The sequence below is a fragment of the Streptomyces orinoci genome (assembly GCF_003121295.1).
GTDB classification, from domain to species: domain Bacteria; phylum Actinomycetota; class Actinomycetes; order Streptomycetales; family Streptomycetaceae; genus Streptomyces; species Streptomyces orinoci.
Window position 1 is genome coordinate 565,835 of sequence record NZ_PHNC01000031.1, and the last position, 15,962, is coordinate 581,796.

The 15,962-nt window shown below is 69.2% G+C and carries 13 protein-coding genes and 1 tRNA gene; 9 read left to right on the forward strand and 5 right to left on the reverse strand.

Annotated features, from left to right (window positions below; translation table 11 throughout):
• The first annotated feature begins 40 nt into the window (after positions 1–40).
• The 6 genes from CV755_RS24815 to CV755_RS24840 are packed head-to-tail and all read left to right on the forward strand — an operon-like array spanning position 41 to position 6,694.
• Complete coding sequence (locus tag CV755_RS24815) at positions 41–1,777, forward strand: ABC transporter substrate-binding protein (protein WP_109282495.1); 1,737 nt, start codon at positions 41–43, stop codon at positions 1,775–1,777.
• A 13-nt stretch (positions 1,778–1,790) separates the two neighbouring features.
• Entirely contained in the window at positions 1,791–2,726 is a 936-nt protein-coding gene (locus CV755_RS24820) for an ABC transporter permease (protein ID WP_109282496.1), read from the forward strand.
• Positions 2,723–3,709: an ABC transporter permease gene (locus tag CV755_RS24825; RefSeq protein WP_109282497.1), complete on the forward strand. Its 987-nt coding sequence runs from the start codon at positions 2,723–2,725 to the stop codon at positions 3,707–3,709. The genes CV755_RS24820 and CV755_RS24825 overlap by 4 nt, the downstream gene beginning before the upstream one ends.
• Positions 3,709–4,710, forward strand: a complete 1,002-nt coding sequence (locus CV755_RS24830; RefSeq protein ID WP_109282498.1) for an ABC transporter ATP-binding protein — start codon at positions 3,709–3,711, stop codon at positions 4,708–4,710. Before CV755_RS24825 ends, CV755_RS24830 begins: the two co-directional genes overlap by 1 nt.
• Complete coding sequence (locus CV755_RS24835) at positions 4,707–5,702, forward strand: ABC transporter ATP-binding protein (protein WP_109282499.1); 996 nt, start codon at positions 4,707–4,709, stop codon at positions 5,700–5,702. The genes CV755_RS24830 and CV755_RS24835 overlap by 4 nt, the downstream gene beginning before the upstream one ends.
• Before the next feature lie 35 nt (positions 5,703–5,737).
• Complete coding sequence (locus tag CV755_RS24840) at positions 5,738–6,694, forward strand: LysR family transcriptional regulator (protein WP_109282500.1); 957 nt, start codon at positions 5,738–5,740, stop codon at positions 6,692–6,694.
• Here CV755_RS24840 and CV755_RS24845 read toward each other — a convergent pair whose 3' ends face one another.
• On the reverse strand, positions 6,695–7,450 hold the full coding sequence (locus tag CV755_RS24845; protein WP_109282501.1) for a TetR/AcrR family transcriptional regulator: 756 nt from the start codon (positions 7,448–7,450) through the stop codon (positions 6,695–6,697).
• 18 nt (positions 7,451–7,468) lie between these two features.
• Here CV755_RS24845 and CV755_RS24850 point away from each other — a divergent pair, with 18 nt between their 5' ends.
• Together CV755_RS24850 and CV755_RS24855 are read left to right on the forward strand one after the other, a co-directional pair.
• Positions 7,469–9,022, forward strand: a complete 1,554-nt coding sequence (locus CV755_RS24850; RefSeq protein WP_338323691.1) for an FAD-dependent oxidoreductase — start codon at positions 7,469–7,471, stop codon at positions 9,020–9,022.
• Between the two features lie 844 nt (positions 9,023–9,866).
• Positions 9,867–10,844, forward strand: a complete 978-nt coding sequence (locus tag CV755_RS24855) for a C1 family peptidase (RefSeq protein ID WP_109282502.1) — start codon at positions 9,867–9,869, stop codon at positions 10,842–10,844.
• 304 nt (positions 10,845–11,148) lie between these two features.
• Here CV755_RS24855 and CV755_RS24860 read toward each other — a convergent pair.
• The 3 genes from CV755_RS24860 to CV755_RS24870 form a co-directional block, all read right to left on the reverse strand.
• A tRNA-Pro gene (locus CV755_RS24860) sits at positions 11,149–11,222 on the reverse strand.
• Positions 11,223–11,268: 46 nt separating this feature from the next.
• A complete protein-coding gene (locus tag CV755_RS24865) occupies positions 11,269–12,021 on the reverse strand; it encodes a Pr6Pr family membrane protein (RefSeq protein ID WP_109282503.1) in 753 nt (250 codons plus the stop codon).
• Between the two features lie 38 nt (positions 12,022–12,059).
• Positions 12,060–12,986, reverse strand: a complete 927-nt coding sequence (locus tag CV755_RS24870; protein ID WP_109282504.1) for a metallophosphoesterase — start codon at positions 12,984–12,986, stop codon at positions 12,060–12,062.
• A 130-nt stretch (positions 12,987–13,116) separates the two neighbouring features.
• Here CV755_RS24870 and CV755_RS24875 point away from each other — a divergent pair, with 130 nt between their 5' ends.
• Positions 13,117–13,581: a GatB/YqeY domain-containing protein gene (locus CV755_RS24875; protein ID WP_109282505.1), complete on the forward strand. Its 465-nt coding sequence runs from the start codon at positions 13,117–13,119 to the stop codon at positions 13,579–13,581.
• 113 nt (positions 13,582–13,694) lie between these two features.
• Here the strand turns inward: CV755_RS24875 and CV755_RS24880 are convergent, their stop codons facing one another.
• Positions 13,695–15,800 carry a transglycosylase domain-containing protein gene (locus CV755_RS24880; RefSeq protein WP_109282506.1) on the reverse strand — a complete coding sequence of 702 codons (2,106 nt, stop codon included), beginning with the start codon at positions 15,798–15,800 and terminating at the stop codon, positions 13,695–13,697.
• Positions 15,801–15,962: the final 162 nt, after the last annotated feature.

The following is a 15,962-nucleotide window of genomic DNA, read 5'->3' on the forward strand; positions in this document are numbered from 1 at the left end:
ACCACAGGCTGCTGCCCAACTGTTCATGGAGTGACCGCTGATGAACAAGCGCACCTGTACCGCCCTGGCCACCGTGGTGGTGGCCGCCCTCGCCCTAGGTACGGCCGGCTGCTCGGCCCAGAAGTCCAGGAGCGGCGGCCATGGCCCGGCCGGCGCCGGGGCGGGTGCGGTGATCGGCGGCACGCCACAGCGGGGCGGCACCCTCACCGTGCTGTCCGGCCAGGACTTCACCCATCTCGACCCCGCCCGCAACTGGGTGATGAGCGATATGGACTTCGGCACCCGGCTGCTCTACCGCACCCTGGTGACCTACCAGGCCGGACCGGGGGCCGAGGGCGGCAGGCTCGTCCCCGACCTGGCCACCGATCTGGGCACCCCCGCCAATGGCGCCAGGACCTGGACCTTCCATCTCAAGGAGGGGGTGAAGTACGAGGACGGGACGCCGGTCACCGCCCAGGACATCAAGTACAACGTGGAGCGGTCCTTCTCCCCGGATCTGCCGGGCGGTGCCGATTACGCGGCCCGCTATCTGGCCGGCGCCGAGGGCTACCAGGGCCCCGCCCAGGGCAAGCACCTGGACTCCATCAAGACCCCGGACGACCACACCATCGTCTTCGAACTCCGCAAGCCCTTCGCCGAGTTCCCCAATGCCACCGTGATGCCGACCTTCGCTCCGGTGCCCAAGTCCCAGGACAAGGGACCGCGGTACGACAACCGGCCGTTCTCCTCCGGGCCTTACCGGATCGAGTCCTATGCCCGGGGAAAGAAGCTGGTGCTGGTCCGCAATGAGCACTGGGACGCCAAGACCGATCAGGTCCGCAAGGCGTATCCGGACAAGCTGGTGGTGCTGATGGGCCTGAAGCCCAATGAGATCGACGACCGGATGATCGCCGCCCAGGGCGCCGACGCCTCCGCCGTCCCCTGGTACGCGCTGCGGCCGGAGAGCGCCGCCAAGGTGCTGCCCAAGGCGGAGGTCCGGGGGCGGATGCTCTCGGAGTCCACCAACTGCACCGACATGGTGCAGATGCACACCGGGCGTGCCCCCTTCGACCAGGTCAAGGTGCGCCAGGCGGTGCAGTACGCGCTGGACCGGGACACCATCCTCACCGCCTCCGGCGGTCCCGCCTTCAACGACCTGTCCACCGCCTATATGCCGGCCACCCTCTTCGGCGGCAAACAGCCGGACACCCTGAAGATCCCGGCCGGTGGCGATGTGGCCAAGGCCAAGGAACTGCTCAAGGAGGCGGGAAAACCGGACGGGTTCAGCACCAGGATGACCGTTTCGGTGGGCGACAAGGGCCGCGCCGAGGCCATCCAGGAGTCCCTGGCCAAGGCCGGCATCAAGGTCACCATCGAGACCGTCGATCCCTCGGCCTTCTACGCCACCATCGGTGACACCAAGAACCGTACCGACATGGTCTATACGGGCTGGTGCCCCGATTACCCCTCCGGATCGACCTTCCTGCCCTTTGTCTTCGACGGCCGCTACATCAAGGAGAAGGGCAACTCCGGCAACCACTCGCTCTTCCGTGACCAGGCGGTCATGAAGCGAATGGACGAGATCGCCGCCATGACCGACGCCAAGCAGGCCAATGCGGCCTGGCAGGAACTGGACGGCCAGATCCTGGCCAAGGCTCCGGCCGTACCGGTGCTGGTCCGGCGCTGGCCGCTGGTGCTGGGCACCAATATCGCCGGGGCCTATGGCCAGACCTCCTTCGGCGGCCAGCTGGACTATGCCTCGGTGGGTCTCAAGGACCCGTCCAAGGCCCGGGACTGAGAGGCGGCACCCCATGTCCGTCCACCAACCCGCCCTGGCCGCCGCGACCGTCGGTGCGAGCCCCTGGCGGCTCGCCCGCCGGGAACTGGGCCGCCGTGCCTCCGTCCGCCTCTCCCTGGTCGTCGTCGCGCTCTTCGCCGTGATGGCCGCCGGCGCTCCGCTGCTCACCCGGCTGAGCGGCTGGGGGCCCGATGAGTTCGACAAGTCGGCCGTGGACCCCTATCTCGGCGGCCAGCCGGTCGGCCCGCTCGGCGGGATCTCCGCCGAGCACTGGCTGGGCGTGGAACCGGTCACCGGGCGCGATCTGTTCGCCCGTACCGTGCATGGTGCGCAGGTCTCGCTGCTGATCGCGCTCACCGCCACCGCCATGGTGGTGATCGCCGGCACCGCGGCCGGGATCGCGGCCGGTTACTTCGGCGGCCGCGTCGATGCGGTGCTCTCCCGGCTGATGGACCTCACCATGTCCTTCCCCTCGCTGATCTTTATGATCGCGATGATGTCGGTGGCCAAGGACGTCAACCGGATCCTGCTGATGACCGCGGTGATCGGGCTGTTCGGCTGGCCCGGGGTGGCCCGGATCGTGCGCGGCCAGACGCTCTCCCTCAAACACCGTGAATATGTGGACGCCGCCCGGGTCGGCGGCTCCGGACCCTGGCGGATCCTCACCCGGGACATCCTCCCCGGCGTCTCCGGACCGGTGATCGCCTACACCACCCTGGTCATTCCCGGCATGATCGCCACCGAGGCCGCCCTGAGCTATCTGGGCGTGGGCGTCCGGCCGCCCACCCCCTCCTGGGGCCAGATGATCGCCGAGAGCGTGTCCTTCTATGACACCGACCCCATGTACTTCGTCATCCCCAGCAGTTGCCTCTTCCTCACCGTGCTCGCCTTCACCCTGCTGGGAGACGCGCTGCGGGACGTACTGGACCCGAGGAGCGGCCGCCAGTGATCCTCTACATCGGACGCCGGCTGCTGGGCGTGATCGGGGTGCTGATCGCCATCGCCGCCGTCACCTTCACCATCTTCTATGTCCTGCCCTCCGACCCGGCGGCCGCGGCCTGCGGCAAGTCCTGCAGCGCCGAACGGCTGGCCGCGATCCGCGCCCATATGGGCCTGGACCAGCCGCTATGGCGGCAGTTCGGCGACTTTGTCACCGGCATCTTCACCGGCCGCACCATGGGCAGCGGCCAGTACACCCTGCACTGCCACTTCCCCTGCCTCGGCTACTCCTATGACAACAGTGAGCCGGTCTGGAACCTGCTGATGGACCGCCTCCCGGTGTCCGCCTCGCTGGCCCTGGGCGCCGCCGTGCTCTGGCTGCTGCTGGGCCTGACCGCCGGGGTGGTGGCGGCCCTGCGCAAGGACACCCTCACCGACCGGGTGCTGATGGTCGGCGCGGTGGCCGCGGCCTCGCTGCCGGTCTACTTCACCTCGATGATGCTGATCTACGGGCTGATCCGCACCGCCGGGCTGCTGCCCTACCCCGAGTATGTCGCCCTCAGCCGTGATCCGCTGCACTGGGCGTCCAATCTGCTGCTGCCCTGGACCGCGCTGGCCATCCTCTATGCGGCCATGTACGCGCGGCAGAGCCGCAGTTCAATGATCGAGACCATGGCGGAGCCGTATATCCGCACTGCCCGCGCCAAGGGACTGCCGCGCCGCACCGTGGTGGTCAAACACGGCCTGCGCGCCGGGATGACGCCCATTCTCACCATCTTCGGGATGGACCTGGGCGGGCTGCTGGCCGGGGCGGTGATCACCGAGTCGATCTTTGGACTCCCCGGCATCGGGCGGCTGTTCTATGGCGCGCTGGCCGGCGGGGACCAGCCGGTCATCATGGGCGTCACCCTGCTCGCCGCCGCCTTTATCGTCATCGCCAACCTGGTCGTCGATCTGCTCTATGCGGTCATCGACCCGCGAGTGAGGTACTGATGTCCCAACCCCTGCTGTCGGTGAGCGACTTGACGGTGGACTTCACCACCCGGGGTGGCGAGGTACGGGCCGTGGACTCGCTGGCCTTCTCGGTGGAACGCGGGCGGACCCTGGGCATCGTGGGCGAATCGGGCTCCGGCAAGACCGTGACCTCGATGGCCGTGATGGGCCTGCACACCTCGGCCCGGGTGACCGGCTCCATCCGGCTGGACGGCCGGGAACTGGTCGGGCTGCCGGAGGCGGAACTGGCCCGGCTGCGCGGCCGCCGGATGGCGATGATCTTCCAGGATCCGCTGTCCAGCCTGCACCCCTACTACACGGTGGGGGAGCAGATCGCCGAACACCACCGGGTCCACTTCAACTCCGGCCGGAAGGCGGCCCGTAGCAGGGCGGTGGAGATGCTGGCCGAGGTCGGCATCCCGGAACCCGCCCGCCGGGCGCGGGAGTACCCGCACCAGTTCTCCGGCGGTATGCGGCAGCGGGTGATGATCGCCATGGCCCTGGCCTGCGAACCCGAGCTGCTGATCGCCGATGAGCCCACCACCGCCCTGGATGTCACCGTCCAGGCCCAGATCCTGGAACTGATCGCCCGCATCCAGCAGGACCGCGGCCTGGCCGTACTGCTGATCACCCATGATCTGGGCGTGGTGGCCAGAGTGGCCCATGAGGTGCTGGTGATGTACGGGGGACGGGCGGCCGAACGCGCCCCGGTGGACGACCTGTTCGCCGCCCCGGCCCACCCCTACACCCGCGGCCTGCTGGACTCCCTGCCCCGCCTGGATGCCACCGACGACCAGCCGCTGCCCGCCATCCCGGGCAGCCCGCCCTCACTGCTCACCCCCGCCCCGGGCTGCGCCTTCGCGCCCCGCTGCGCGGTGGCGGCCGCCGCTTCTGAACCGGAACGGAGCCATTGCGGCACGGTACGACCGGAACTGGCCGCATCGCAGCGGCATTTGGTCGCCTGCCATCTCTCCCTGCACACCACCGGAGGCGTCCGATGACCGCCGCACCCCTGCTCTCGGTACGCGATCTGAGCATGACCTTCCGCACCCGCCGCGGACCGGTGAAGGCGGTGGACGGGATCGGCTTCGACCTGGCCGAGGGCGAAACCCTGGGCCTGGTGGGCGAGTCGGGCTGCGGCAAGTCCACCACCGGACGGCTGATCGTCCGGCTGCTGGAACCCACCGGCGGGACGGTCAGCTATGAGGGCCGGGACATCAGCCATCTGCGGCAGCGCGAACTCAAGCCGCTGCGCCGCCGGTTGCAGATGGTCTTCCAGGACCCGCACTCCTCGCTCAACCCCCGCCAGACGGTGGCCCGGATCATCGCCGATCCCCTGCTGGTCCAGGGCAGTCCGGCGGCCGAGGCACGCAAACGGGCGGCGGAGCTGATGGAACTGGTCGGGCTGATCCCCGAACATCTGGACCGCTATCCGCATGAGTTCTCCGGCGGCCAGGCCCAGCGCATCGGCATCGCCCGCGCCCTGGCCACCGGCCCCCGCCTGGTGATCGCCGATGAACCGGTCTCGGCGCTGGATGTCTCGGTCCAGGCCCAGATCGTCAATCTGATGGAGCGGCTGCAGCGGGAGCTGGGGCTGGCCTATCTCTTTATCGCCCACGATCTGTCGGTGGTGAAACGGGTGTGTGCCCGGGTGGCGGTGATGTACCTGGGGCGGATCGTGGAGATCGGACCCAAGGAACTGGTCTATACGGCCCCGGCCCACCCCTACACCAGCGCTCTGCTCTCCGCCGTACCCCTGCCCGACCCCGCCGCCGAGCGGACCCGTAAACGGATCACTCTGCTCGGCGACCCGCCCAGCCCGGCCGCACCACCGCCCGGCTGCACCTTCCACCCCCGCTGCCCCAAGGCCCAGCAGCGCTGCCGCACCGAGGCGCCGGTCCTGCGGGCCGATGACGGTGGCAGACAGGTCGCCTGCCATTTCCCGGAAGTGCCGGGCGCCCTGACCCTGGTGACCCGTACCGCCTCCCCATGAATCACCTGGGGCATTCCGCATAGGAGCATCCGCGCATGGACCTTGAGCTACGGCATCTGAGGGTGATCTGTGCGATCGCGGACGCCGGGAGCATCACCCGGGCCGCGGCCGCGCTGCGGATGACCCAGCCGGGGCTCAGCGCCCAACTGCGCCGGATCGAGAACCGGTTGGGCGGGGCCATCTTCGACCGGGGCCGCACCGGAGCCATACCCACCGCCTTCGGCGAACTGGTGCTCACCCGGGCCAGGGCCATCCTCCCCGGAGTGGACGCCCTGCTGGCCGACACCGCCCGCCTCGCCCGGCGCCACGCCCCCGAGGAGCTGCGGCTGGGCTCGGTGGGCGCGCCGCTGCTCGCCGAGCTGGTGCTGGCGGTACGCCGCTCGCTGCCCGGCGCCCGGGTGACGGCCCGCTGCCGGTACGCCCCCGGCCCGCTGCTGGACGACCTGGCCGCAGGCCGGCTGGAGGCGGCCGTGGTCGGCGACCACCCCGGCCGGGAACTCACCGCACCCGCCGGGGTGCTGCTGCGCCCCCTGGTCACCGAGCCGGTCTTCGCCCTGCTTCCCGCCGGTCATCCGCTGGCCGCCCGGGAGAGCGTCCGGCTGAGCGCCCTGACCGGCGAGGACTGGGCGGTGCCCCGGCCGGACGGCGACCGCACCCGTGAGTACTGGTCCACCGTCTTCGCCCTGATGGGCCGCCAGCCACGGATGCCCTATGAGGCGGAGGGCCGCCAGCTGGTCGAACTGATCCGGGCCGGCCTGGCCGTCACCCTCTGCCAGGCCACCTTTATCGAGGTCCCCGGCGTCATCGTCCGTCCCCTGACCGGCAACCCGCTCTGGTACCGCCACCTGCTGGCCTGGCCCCAGGACGGGCCCCTGGCCCCGCACGGCGAAACCATCCTGCGCCAGGTCGCCCAGGGCTATCTGGGCGCCGTCACGGGGACGTACGCCCGCTGGCGGGAACGGCACCCGGGACTGGCGGAGCCGGCGGCGTGATCAACCAGTGGGTGTATGCCCGGAGTTCTCCGGCGGCAGCAGGGTGGCCAGCCCGTCCAGGAGCCATTCCAGGACCTGCTCGAAGGACTGGGGTTCCGGGGCATGGCGCCGGGGGTCACCGGCCCAGCTGATGAAGTGCGGGTGCTTGCCCTCGGCCGCGATGCGTTCCAGGTAGGGGGCCGCGGCGGCCTCCAGGTCGCTGTCGGAGCGGAATCCGGCCCGCGCCCGCATGGTCTGTTCCTCCAGCAGGGCAAGCCCGGAGCTCAGCACATGGCCGAGCACGGTCCTGATGAACCCCATGCGGGTGGCCGCGTCCAGACCGAGCGGTTCCAGTTCGGCCAGCGCGCTGTCATAGAGGTGGAGGGCGTTGGGCCCCATGGGGGGACGGCTGAAGGCGAGCCGGGCGAACCAGAGGTGGCGCTGCACCGCGTCCCAGCCGGTGCGGCCCAGTCCGCGCAGCGCCTGCCGCCAGCCCTCGCCACGGGGCACGGTGATCTGCCCGTAGACCTGGTCGGTCATCAGATCGACCAGGCCGTCCTTGCTGCCGACATAGCGGTAGAGCGCCATGGGGCTGCGCACGCCCAGCCGGGTGGCGAGTGCTCGCATGGTGATCTCGCCGGTCACCTGCTCATCGGCCAGCTCGATGGCGGCGGAGACGATGCGCTCACGGCTGAGCTGTTCGGTGGTGCGGGCCGGCGCCGGCTCGTCGAACCACACCAGCCCACCGGTGGCGGGGCGGCGCTCGGAGGAATTCATGGTGGACTCACCCTAACGGTGTGTACGCTGTACACCATGAGTGGACAACGTACACAGGTGTCCGAGGTGCTGGTGGTGGGCGGCGGACTGGTAGGACTCACCGCCGCGTTGGTGCTGCGCCACCATGGGGTGACAGTGACGGTGGTGGAGAAGCGATCGACCACCTCGCCCCAGCCCAAGGCCCGCCGCTTCACTATGCGCAGCATGGAGATCTTCCGGGAGCTCGGCCTGGCCGGACTCGTCCAGCGGGCGGCCCGGGACCTCGCCGGTCACGACCATATGGCCGCGGGGCGGACGCTGGCCGAGGCCGAACAGCTCCCGCTGTGGCTGCCCTCTGGCCCCGGCACGCCCGTCGCCGAGGCCAGCCCTGAACTGCCCTGCCTGATATCCCAGGACGTACTGGAGCCGGTGCTGCGCCAGGCCGCGGTGGACGCCGGGGCCACGGTGCGCTTCGACACCGAGCTGCTCGCCTTCGAGCAGGACGGGGAAGAAGTGGCGGCGCACCTCAACGACCGCGTGACGGGCAGAGGTTGGCAACTACGGGCCCGCTATCTGATCGCCGCCGACGGCGCCCACAGCCCCGTACGCCGGGCTCTGGGCATCGGCCGCTCGGGGCGCGGGGCCATAGGCGAGCCCAGCGTCAATGTCTACTTCCATGCCGACCTGGGCGAGGTCGTCCGCGGCCGGGAGTTCAACCTCTGCCAGATCGAGCACCCGGCGGCCCCGGGCGCACTGGCCTCCGTTGACGGCCGTCACCGCTGGGTGTTTATGAGCAAGGACGGGGCCACCGGCCGGGACTGGCCCGCCCTGCTCCGCACGGCCCTCGGTGTGCCGGCCCCCGACCTGGACGTCCGCAGTGTCCTGCCCTGGCAGGCCGAGATGCTGGTCGCCGACCGCTACTCTTCCGGCCGCGTTCATCTGGCCGGTGATGCCGCGCATGTCATGCCGCCCTTCGCCGCCAGCGGTGCCAACACCGGCATCGCCGACGCCCACAACCTGGGCTGGAAGCTCGCCGCGGTCCTCCGCGGCCAGGCCGCGCCGGCCCTGCTGGACAGCTATGACGCGGAACGCCGGCCGGCCGGATGGTTCGCGGCCGACCAGTCGAGCCGCCGGACGCTGAACCTCCGCGACCCCGGTCCGGCTTCCGACACCACCCTTGCTCACTATCTGGTACTGGCCGCGGGCGGTTTCCAGTACACCGAGGGAGCCCTCCTCGCCGGCCCGGAGAGCTCCAAGGACCCCGAACCCACAACCGAGTTCAACCCCACCGGCCGCATCGGCACCCGCATCCCGCACCGCTGGCTCGACCGGACCCGCACCCACTCGACGATCGACCTCGCCGGTCCCGGCTGGGCCCTGCTGACCACCGGCCCGACCCCGCCCCCCACACCCGGCCTTCCCGTGCACCGGCTCGATGTGGACTTCCTCCCTGCCGGCCAGTGCCTCCTGGTCAGGCCGGACCATGTCATCGCCTGGCGGGGCATGGACGCCGGCGCGGCCACCGAGGCATTCACCGCACTGCTGAACGGCCGGAACGGCATCACCCCTTGCTCCGGACCTCCACTCGATTGATCACGGCATCGGCGAGGGCGACGAGCAGCGTCACCAGCAGCGGTGAACGCGCCCGCGAGCAGTCCGCAGGGCAGCAGCAGCGACACTGCCCGTAAGAGGGACGGGGCCCGGCCCTTGATCAGCCCGGCGCAGCCCGTCAACTGCCCATGGGCAGTCGGTGGGCAGCGTGGGGCCCTGCCGTCATGTCCGTATTTGTCTCCTTCCGCAACGGGTACGCATGCCTTCGATACCTGGGGGACCCTGCGGGCCCGGCCTGGATAACAAAAACCCGGGGAACTTTCTTCTGGAGCACTCCTGACCCCGCGTCGAATCCGGCTATTACCGGCAACGGGGTCGCATTGCCGCCGTTTGTAGGGAAGTTGGGTCCTGACGCTGTGTGGATGAGCCTCAACCCCCGGTCAGAATGGGCAGGTTAAAGGCATGCAGGCCGGGCCGTCAGGGGCATGCAATGGGCTCTGACAAGCCGCCGGTCAGCCCAAAGTGGCTGTGACGACGCTCACTTGCACTTGATTGAGTCCCGACGGCTCCGCTAACTTCCTCAGCTCATCGGGCATGCCTTCGAAAGCGTCCGGTCAACAGAAGCTTCGGCGGCCCCCAATTGGCCAAGGGCCGCTTCGGATTTCCCCGTCATGCGGGCCTGTCCGCGCGTCATTCGCCGAGCGAATGGACGGTCGCGCTCTGCCCCTATCGCCTTACGTTAGGTAAACCCGTGTCATATCAGGCTCGTTCGCCCTGAGTGCGTGCTGTGCGTCGCGGTATCCACGCCCTGTGGAGAGTGAGGCGGCTCCGGCCGGTCCCCGACGCCATATCTGCCAGGTTCCCAACCCCCCTAAGGAGAACACCAATGAGTCGTGCCCGTCACAAACTGAAGACCCTCAGTGTCAAGGCGCGGGCGGCCATCGGGCTTTCCACTGCCGTGGCAATTGGCGCCGTAACCGTCGGCGTCTCCTATGCGAGCACCAGCGGGCACAGTCACCAGAAGCCTGCCGCCGACCAGTCGCCCCACGCGGCGAGCGGAAAGAGCCACCCCTTCGGTCTGGGTGCCATGCCGGTCCAGCCGCAGAAGTCGCTGCCGAGTGCGTCCGTGGAGCCGAAGCTGGCCGCCATGGCCCCCCAGCCGACAGCCGGCGCCGGCAAGTCGAAGAAGGGCCGTGCCGCCCTTCCCGCCAGCGTCGATCTGAGCAAGTACGCGCCCGCGCCCGGTAATCAGGGCCAGGTGAACTCTTGTGTCGCGTGGGCCATTGACTACTCGTCCTACAGCATCCTCGAGCACGAGCAGAAGATCTCCGGCGGGCCCCAGGCGCCCATGTACACCTACTCCCAGGTGGTCAAGGGGAGGAACGTGGGCACCTCGCCGGAGCAGCACTTCCGGATAGCCACCTCGCAGGGCGTTGACTCCAGGAAGGACTACAAGCAGGGCGACTTCGACTACACCGCTCAGCCGACCAGAAACGAAATACGCAATGCAGCGAACTGGAAGCTGACCGGGTACACCCCGCTGCACACCGGCAGTCAGATCAAGACCGATGTGCAGTCCGCCCTCGCCAAGGGCGAGCCGGTCGTCCTCCTGGTCCCGGTGTACAACGACTTCTTCTACCTCTCCCCGAAGCAGGCTTCCTCCTACACGTACTACCCGGACACCGGCACGGGGTATGTGGGCGGCCATGCGATGACCATCGTCGGCTACAACAGCCAAGGCGTCCGGGTCGAGAACTCCTGGGGCAAGAACTGGGGCGACCGCGGATACATCAACCTCTCCTGGAAGTACCTGGCCGACCAGGCGTGGGGAGCCGACGCCGTCGGCAAGCTCGTCCGGCGGTAATACCGTGCGGCGGGAACGCCCAGCCGACTGCCCCGCCGCCAAGGCGGGCGGCACGCTTGCCTAGCTCCGCCGACGCAATGCCCTCTGATCCGCGGAACCCTGCGGTCAGAGGGCATTTATGTGTCCCAGGTCACCGGTTACGGTTCCCGGCGCTCTGCCGAAGCCCTGCCGGTGACAGCCGCCGGGAGCCGGATTCCTCGATCCACTCCCCGCTCACTCCCCGGAGGGGTTCCAGCGCTCGCAAATACAGGTCAGGCCCGGCTCCTTTTTCAAGGAGACCGGGCCTGACCTGCTATTACTGCTGTCGGGGTGGCGGGATTTGAACCCACGACCTCTTCGTCCCGAACGAAGCGCGCTGCCAAGCTGCGCTACACCCCGATGTGCCCCGTGTGCCCGCTCTCGCAGGTTCCCGGCGCAACGAGCTCTACTTTAGCGGACCGGAGACCGTAGGCGAAATCCGGTTTCGGGAGAGGGCCGGGCGGGGGCGGATGCGGTCCAGGAGGACCAGGGCGAGGGCCAGGACGTAGAAGGCCAGGCCGAAGACGACCGCGTTGCCCAGGACGCCGGCGTAGCCGTGGAGATCGACGTCCAGGAAGGGGTAGGGGTAGCGGCCATCGGTGCCGGGGGCGAGGAGGGCGCCGCGGAGCAGGGCGAAGGGGAAGTAGAAGAGCGGGTAGGCCAGCCACTGCCAGGCATGGCGCAGCAGAAAGCCGCCGGGTGCGGTCAGCAGCAGCCAGTCCAGGGCGGCGGCCAGCGGGGTCACGGTGTGCAGCAGCTGGCTGGCGGCCGATTCCAGGGGGGTGCGCTGGCTGCTCATGGAGAAGCCGCTGGAGTCGTTGGAGAGTACGAAGTGGAAGACCAGGCCGGTGATGCAGATATAGAGGAGCACCCCGCCGGTGATCCGCGGGGAGAGGGCGGGGCGCCCGGCCCAGGCGCGGTGGGCGGACCAGGCGAAGGCGGCCGCCAGCAGGATGTTGGACTGGATGGTGAAGTAGCTGAAGAGCCGGCCCAGGTCGTGGGAGTCGATGGTGTCCAGGGCTATGCCGGTCAGCGCGGCCAGGGCCACAAGTGCGCGGAAAGCCGCCGCGAAGGGGCGGCGGCTTGCCGGTATGACCGCGGCGGCGGGCACGCCCGCCTCGCTGGGCCGGGTGGCGGTGGGGGAGGTCGGCTCGATCATCCCCCTACCGTACGGGCGGCCGCGGAAAACGGAAGCGGTCAGTCGCGCGGGACCAGGGTCAGCAGGGTGGCCTCGGGAGGGCAGGCGAAGCGGACCGGGGTGTAGCGGTTGGTGCCACAGCCCGCGGAGACATGGAGGAAGGACCGGTGGCCGCCGGCGCGGTGGGTGGACAGGCCCTTCACCCGGCGGGTGTCGATATCGCAGTTGGTGACCAGGGCCCCGTAGAAGGGGATGCAGAGCTGGCCGCCATGGGTGTGGCCGGCCAGGATCAGCGGGTAGGCGTCGGCGGTGAAGGCGTCCAGCACCCGCAGATAGGGGGCATGGACCACGGCCATCGAGAAGTCGGCGTCCGGCACCGGGCCGCCCGCCACCTCGGCATAGCGGTCCCGCTTGATGTGCGGGTCGTCCAGGCCGGTGAAGGCGATCTCCCGGCCGTCGATCTCCAGGCTGCCCCGGGTGTTGGTGAGGTTGAGCCAGCCCGCCTTGTCGAAGCCGTCGCGCAGCTCCTCCCAGGGGTTGTGGACCACACCGGTCACCGGGGCGTTGCCATTGAGGCCATGGCGGCCGGTGGCCTTCTCCAGCAGATAACGGGCGGGGTTGCGCAGCCTGGGCCCGTAGTAGTCATTGGAGCCGAAGACATAGGCGCCGGGGAACTCCATCAGCGGACCCAGCGCGTCCAGCGTCTCCGGCACGCCCTCGGGGTCGGAGAGGTTGTCACCGGTGTTGATCACCAGGTCGGGACGCAGCCCGGCCAGCGAGCGCAGCCAGCGCTGCTTCTTGCGCTGGCCGCCGACCATATGGATGTCGGAGACCTGGAGTACCCGCAGCGGCCGCATGCCGGTGGGCAGGACGGGGACGGTGATCCGTCGCAGCCGGAAGGAGCGGACCTCATAGCCGGCGGCATAGGCGAGGCCGGCCGCGGTGACCGCGGTGATGGACAGGGGGACTCCGTATCGCGCACGCATACCGCCATGGTCGCAGACCGGTGCGGGGTGGCTTCAACCTGCCGTTCCCGGGGCGGGAGTTGTGGCCGGGCCAGGGTGGCGGGGCGGTTAATACGGGGCGGGAATCGGGGCGGGATGCGAAGATTGCGGCATGACCACGCTCAAGGCAAAGCTCCAGGACGACCTCACCGCCGCCATCAAGGCGCGCGACGAGCTGCGCTCCGCCACCCTCCGGCTCACCCTCTCCGCCATCGCCTATGAGGAGACCGCGGGCAAGACCGCCCGTGAGCTCTCCGACGACGAGGTGCTGAAGGTGATCACCCGGGAGGCGAAGAAGCGCCGGGAGGCCGCGGACGCCTTTGAGAAGGGCGGCCGGGCGGAGTCCGCGGAGCGGGAGCGGGCCGAGGGAGAGGTGCTGGCGGACTATCTGCCGCAGCAGCTGACCGACGAGGAGCTGGCGACGGTGGTCGCGGAGGCGGTCGCCGAGGCCAGGGCCGGCGGTGCGGAGGGGCCGAAGGCCATGGGCGCCGTAATGAAGATCGTCAACCCCAAGGTGTCCGGCCGGGCGGAGGGCGGCAAGGTCGCCGCCGAGGTCAAGCGGCAGCTGGCGGGCTGATCAAGGCGTAGCCGATCAGGAGCCGGCCGATCAGGAGCCGGCCGATCAGGAGCCGACTGATCAGGGCATAAGAGAGGGGCCGCCCGGCCGGGGCGGCCCCTTCGTCTTTTCCGTCAGTGCCTGGGGCGGTGGTGGCCCTTCGCCGGGCGGTCCTGGCCGGAGCTGCCGGTGTCGATGCCGGGGACGGTGTCAAAGCCATAGGAGGGCTTGCCGTCCAGGGCTCCGTTCATGGCGTCGCGCCAGATGGGACCCGGGGTGTCACCGCCGTAGACCTTGTCGTGGTAGCGGCCGCCGATGGTGATGTCCTGCATGGAGACGTTCTCGGTGGCGCCGCCGACCCAGACGGCACCCGCCAGATTGGGGGTGTAGCCCACGAACCAGGCGGCATAGCGGCTGTCGGTGGTGCCGGTCTTGCCCGCGCTGTCCCGTCCGTCCAGCCCGGCCTGCTTGCCGGTGCCGTCCTCCACCACGCCCCTGAGCAGGGTGTTGATGGTGTTGGCGGTCTCCTCGGACATGGCCCGGGAGCACTGGGACTTGGGGACGTCGATGTGCTTGCCATTGGGGCCGGTGGCGGAGGTGACGACCACCGGGGTGCAGTAGACGCCATGGTTGGCGAAGGCGGCATAGGCGGCGGCCATGCTCAGCGGGGACATGTTCTGGGTGCCCAGGGCGATCGACGGCACCTGCTCGACGTCCTTGCCATCGGCCCGCTTCAGGCCCAGCTTGTCCGCCATCTTGGCCACCGGGCAGAGCCCGACGTCACCGATCAGCTGGACGAAGTAGGTGTTGACCGACTTGGCGGTGGCCTCCGCCATCCGGTACGGGCCGGACTCGCTGGTGTTCTCGTTGGTCAGCGACTCCCCGTAGTTCTTCCAGGGCTTGCCGCAGGTCTCCACCTCGTCCGGGTAGGACATGCTGTACGGCGAGGAGTAGGACTGGTCGGCCGACTTGCCCTCCTCCAGTGCCGCCGCCGCGATGATCGGCTTGAAGGTGGAGCCGGGCTGGAAGCCCTTGGAGCCGCCCTGGGCGAAGTTGGCGGAGAGATTGATCTGGGTCTGGTTCTGACCGAAGCCATAGGGCTTGGACTGGCCCATGCCCAGCACCTTTCCGGTGCCGGGTTCCACCATGCTGATCGCGGTGGCCACCTTGTCGCTCTGGTAGACGTTGTCGCTGATCGACTTCTGGACGGACTTCTGGGTCTGCGGGTCGAGGGTGGTGCGGATGGTCATGCCGCCCTCGTTCCACCGCTTGGCCCGGGCCTCCCTGGTCTTGCCGAAGGCCGGGTCGGTCAGGAAGACCTGACGGACGTAGTCGCAGAAGAAGCCCGCGCCGTCCACTGCGGTGATGCAACCGCTCCTGGGGCGGCTGACGTTGAGCTTGACCGGCTTGGCCTGCTCGGCCTTGGCCTGGGCGGGGGTGATGTTCTTCAGCTCCGCCATGCGCTGCAGCACGATATTGCGGCGCTTGGTGGCCTCCTTGGGGAAGTTCACCGGATCGAAGCGGGTGGGCGACTGGACCACGCCGGCCAGCAGGGCGGCCTCGCCCAGATCCAGATCCTTGGCGTGCTTGCTGAAGTAGCGCTGGGAGGCGGCCTCCACGCCATAGGCCTGCTCACCGAAGAAGGTGATGTTGAGGTAGTTGGCCAGGATGCGCTCCTTGCCCAGCTCCTTCTCCACCTTGATCGCGTACTTCAGTTCCTTGATCTTGCGACCCATGGTCTGCTGGGTGGCGACGGCGACCTTCTCCGGGTCGTCGCCCGCTTCCTCGATAAAGACGTTCTTCACATACTGCTGGGTGAGGGTGGAGGCACCCTCGGAGACGCCGCCGGACTGGGCGTTGCGGTTGAGGGCGCGCAGCACGCCCTTGAGGTCCACGGCCCCGTGCTCATAGAACCGGGCGTCCTCGATGGAGACGATCGCCTTCTGCATAAAGGGGGAGATCTGACTGAGCGGCACCACCGTGCGGTCACGCGAGTAGACGGTGGCTATCTGGCCGCCCTGGTTGTCCAGGATCACCGTCCGCTGGCTGAGCGGCGGTGTCTTCATATTGGCCGGGAGGTCGTCGAACTCCTCCACCGTCCCCTTGGCCGCCAGGCCGAAAGCGCCGACGCCCGGGAGGGCCAGACCCGCCAGCACCACTCCGGAGAGCACGCTGACACCGAGGAACTTGGCGGCTTGCCGACCCCTGGAGGGGCCCCCGCCCGAGCGCTTCATAGCCATGAAGGAAAGCCTACGTTCTCATTCGGCGGACAGGCGCCCGTGTGTTCGCCTACGCTGTTCTACGCCCGTCACTGCGGTGCTCCTCAGTCTCAACACTGCCCTCACTCTTGTGGGTGATGAGGTGTGTCCGCATTGCCGCTTGTGTCATTGGCTGTCTGAAGC

Coding starts and splice junctions, on each gene's coding strand:
- CV755_RS24830 (WP_109282498.1), top strand. CDS start 3,709: ATGTCCCAACCCCTGCTGTCGGTGAGCGACTTGACGGTGGACTTCACC.
- CV755_RS24845 (WP_109282501.1), bottom strand. CDS start 7,450: ATGAATTCCTCCGAGCGCCGCCCCGCCACCGGTGGGCTGGTGTGGTTC.
- CV755_RS24840 (WP_109282500.1), top strand. CDS start 5,738: ATGGACCTTGAGCTACGGCATCTGAGGGTGATCTGTGCGATCGCGGAC.
- CV755_RS24820 (WP_109282496.1), top strand. CDS start 1,791: ATGTCCGTCCACCAACCCGCCCTGGCCGCCGCGACCGTCGGTGCGAGC.
- CV755_RS24835 (WP_109282499.1), top strand. CDS start 4,707: ATGACCGCCGCACCCCTGCTCTCGGTACGCGATCTGAGCATGACCTTC.
- CV755_RS24875 (WP_109282505.1), top strand. CDS start 13,117: ATGACCACGCTCAAGGCAAAGCTCCAGGACGACCTCACCGCCGCCATC.
- CV755_RS24880 (WP_109282506.1), bottom strand. CDS start 15,800: ATGGCTATGAAGCGCTCGGGCGGGGGCCCCTCCAGGGGTCGGCAAGCC.
- CV755_RS24870 (WP_109282504.1), bottom strand. CDS start 12,986: ATGCGTGCGCGATACGGAGTCCCCCTGTCCATCACCGCGGTCACCGCG.
- CV755_RS24865 (WP_109282503.1), bottom strand. CDS start 12,021: ATGATCGAGCCGACCTCCCCCACCGCCACCCGGCCCAGCGAGGCGGGC.
- CV755_RS24815 (WP_109282495.1), top strand. CDS start 41: ATGAACAAGCGCACCTGTACCGCCCTGGCCACCGTGGTGGTGGCCGCC.
- CV755_RS24855 (WP_109282502.1), top strand. CDS start 9,867: ATGAGTCGTGCCCGTCACAAACTGAAGACCCTCAGTGTCAAGGCGCGG.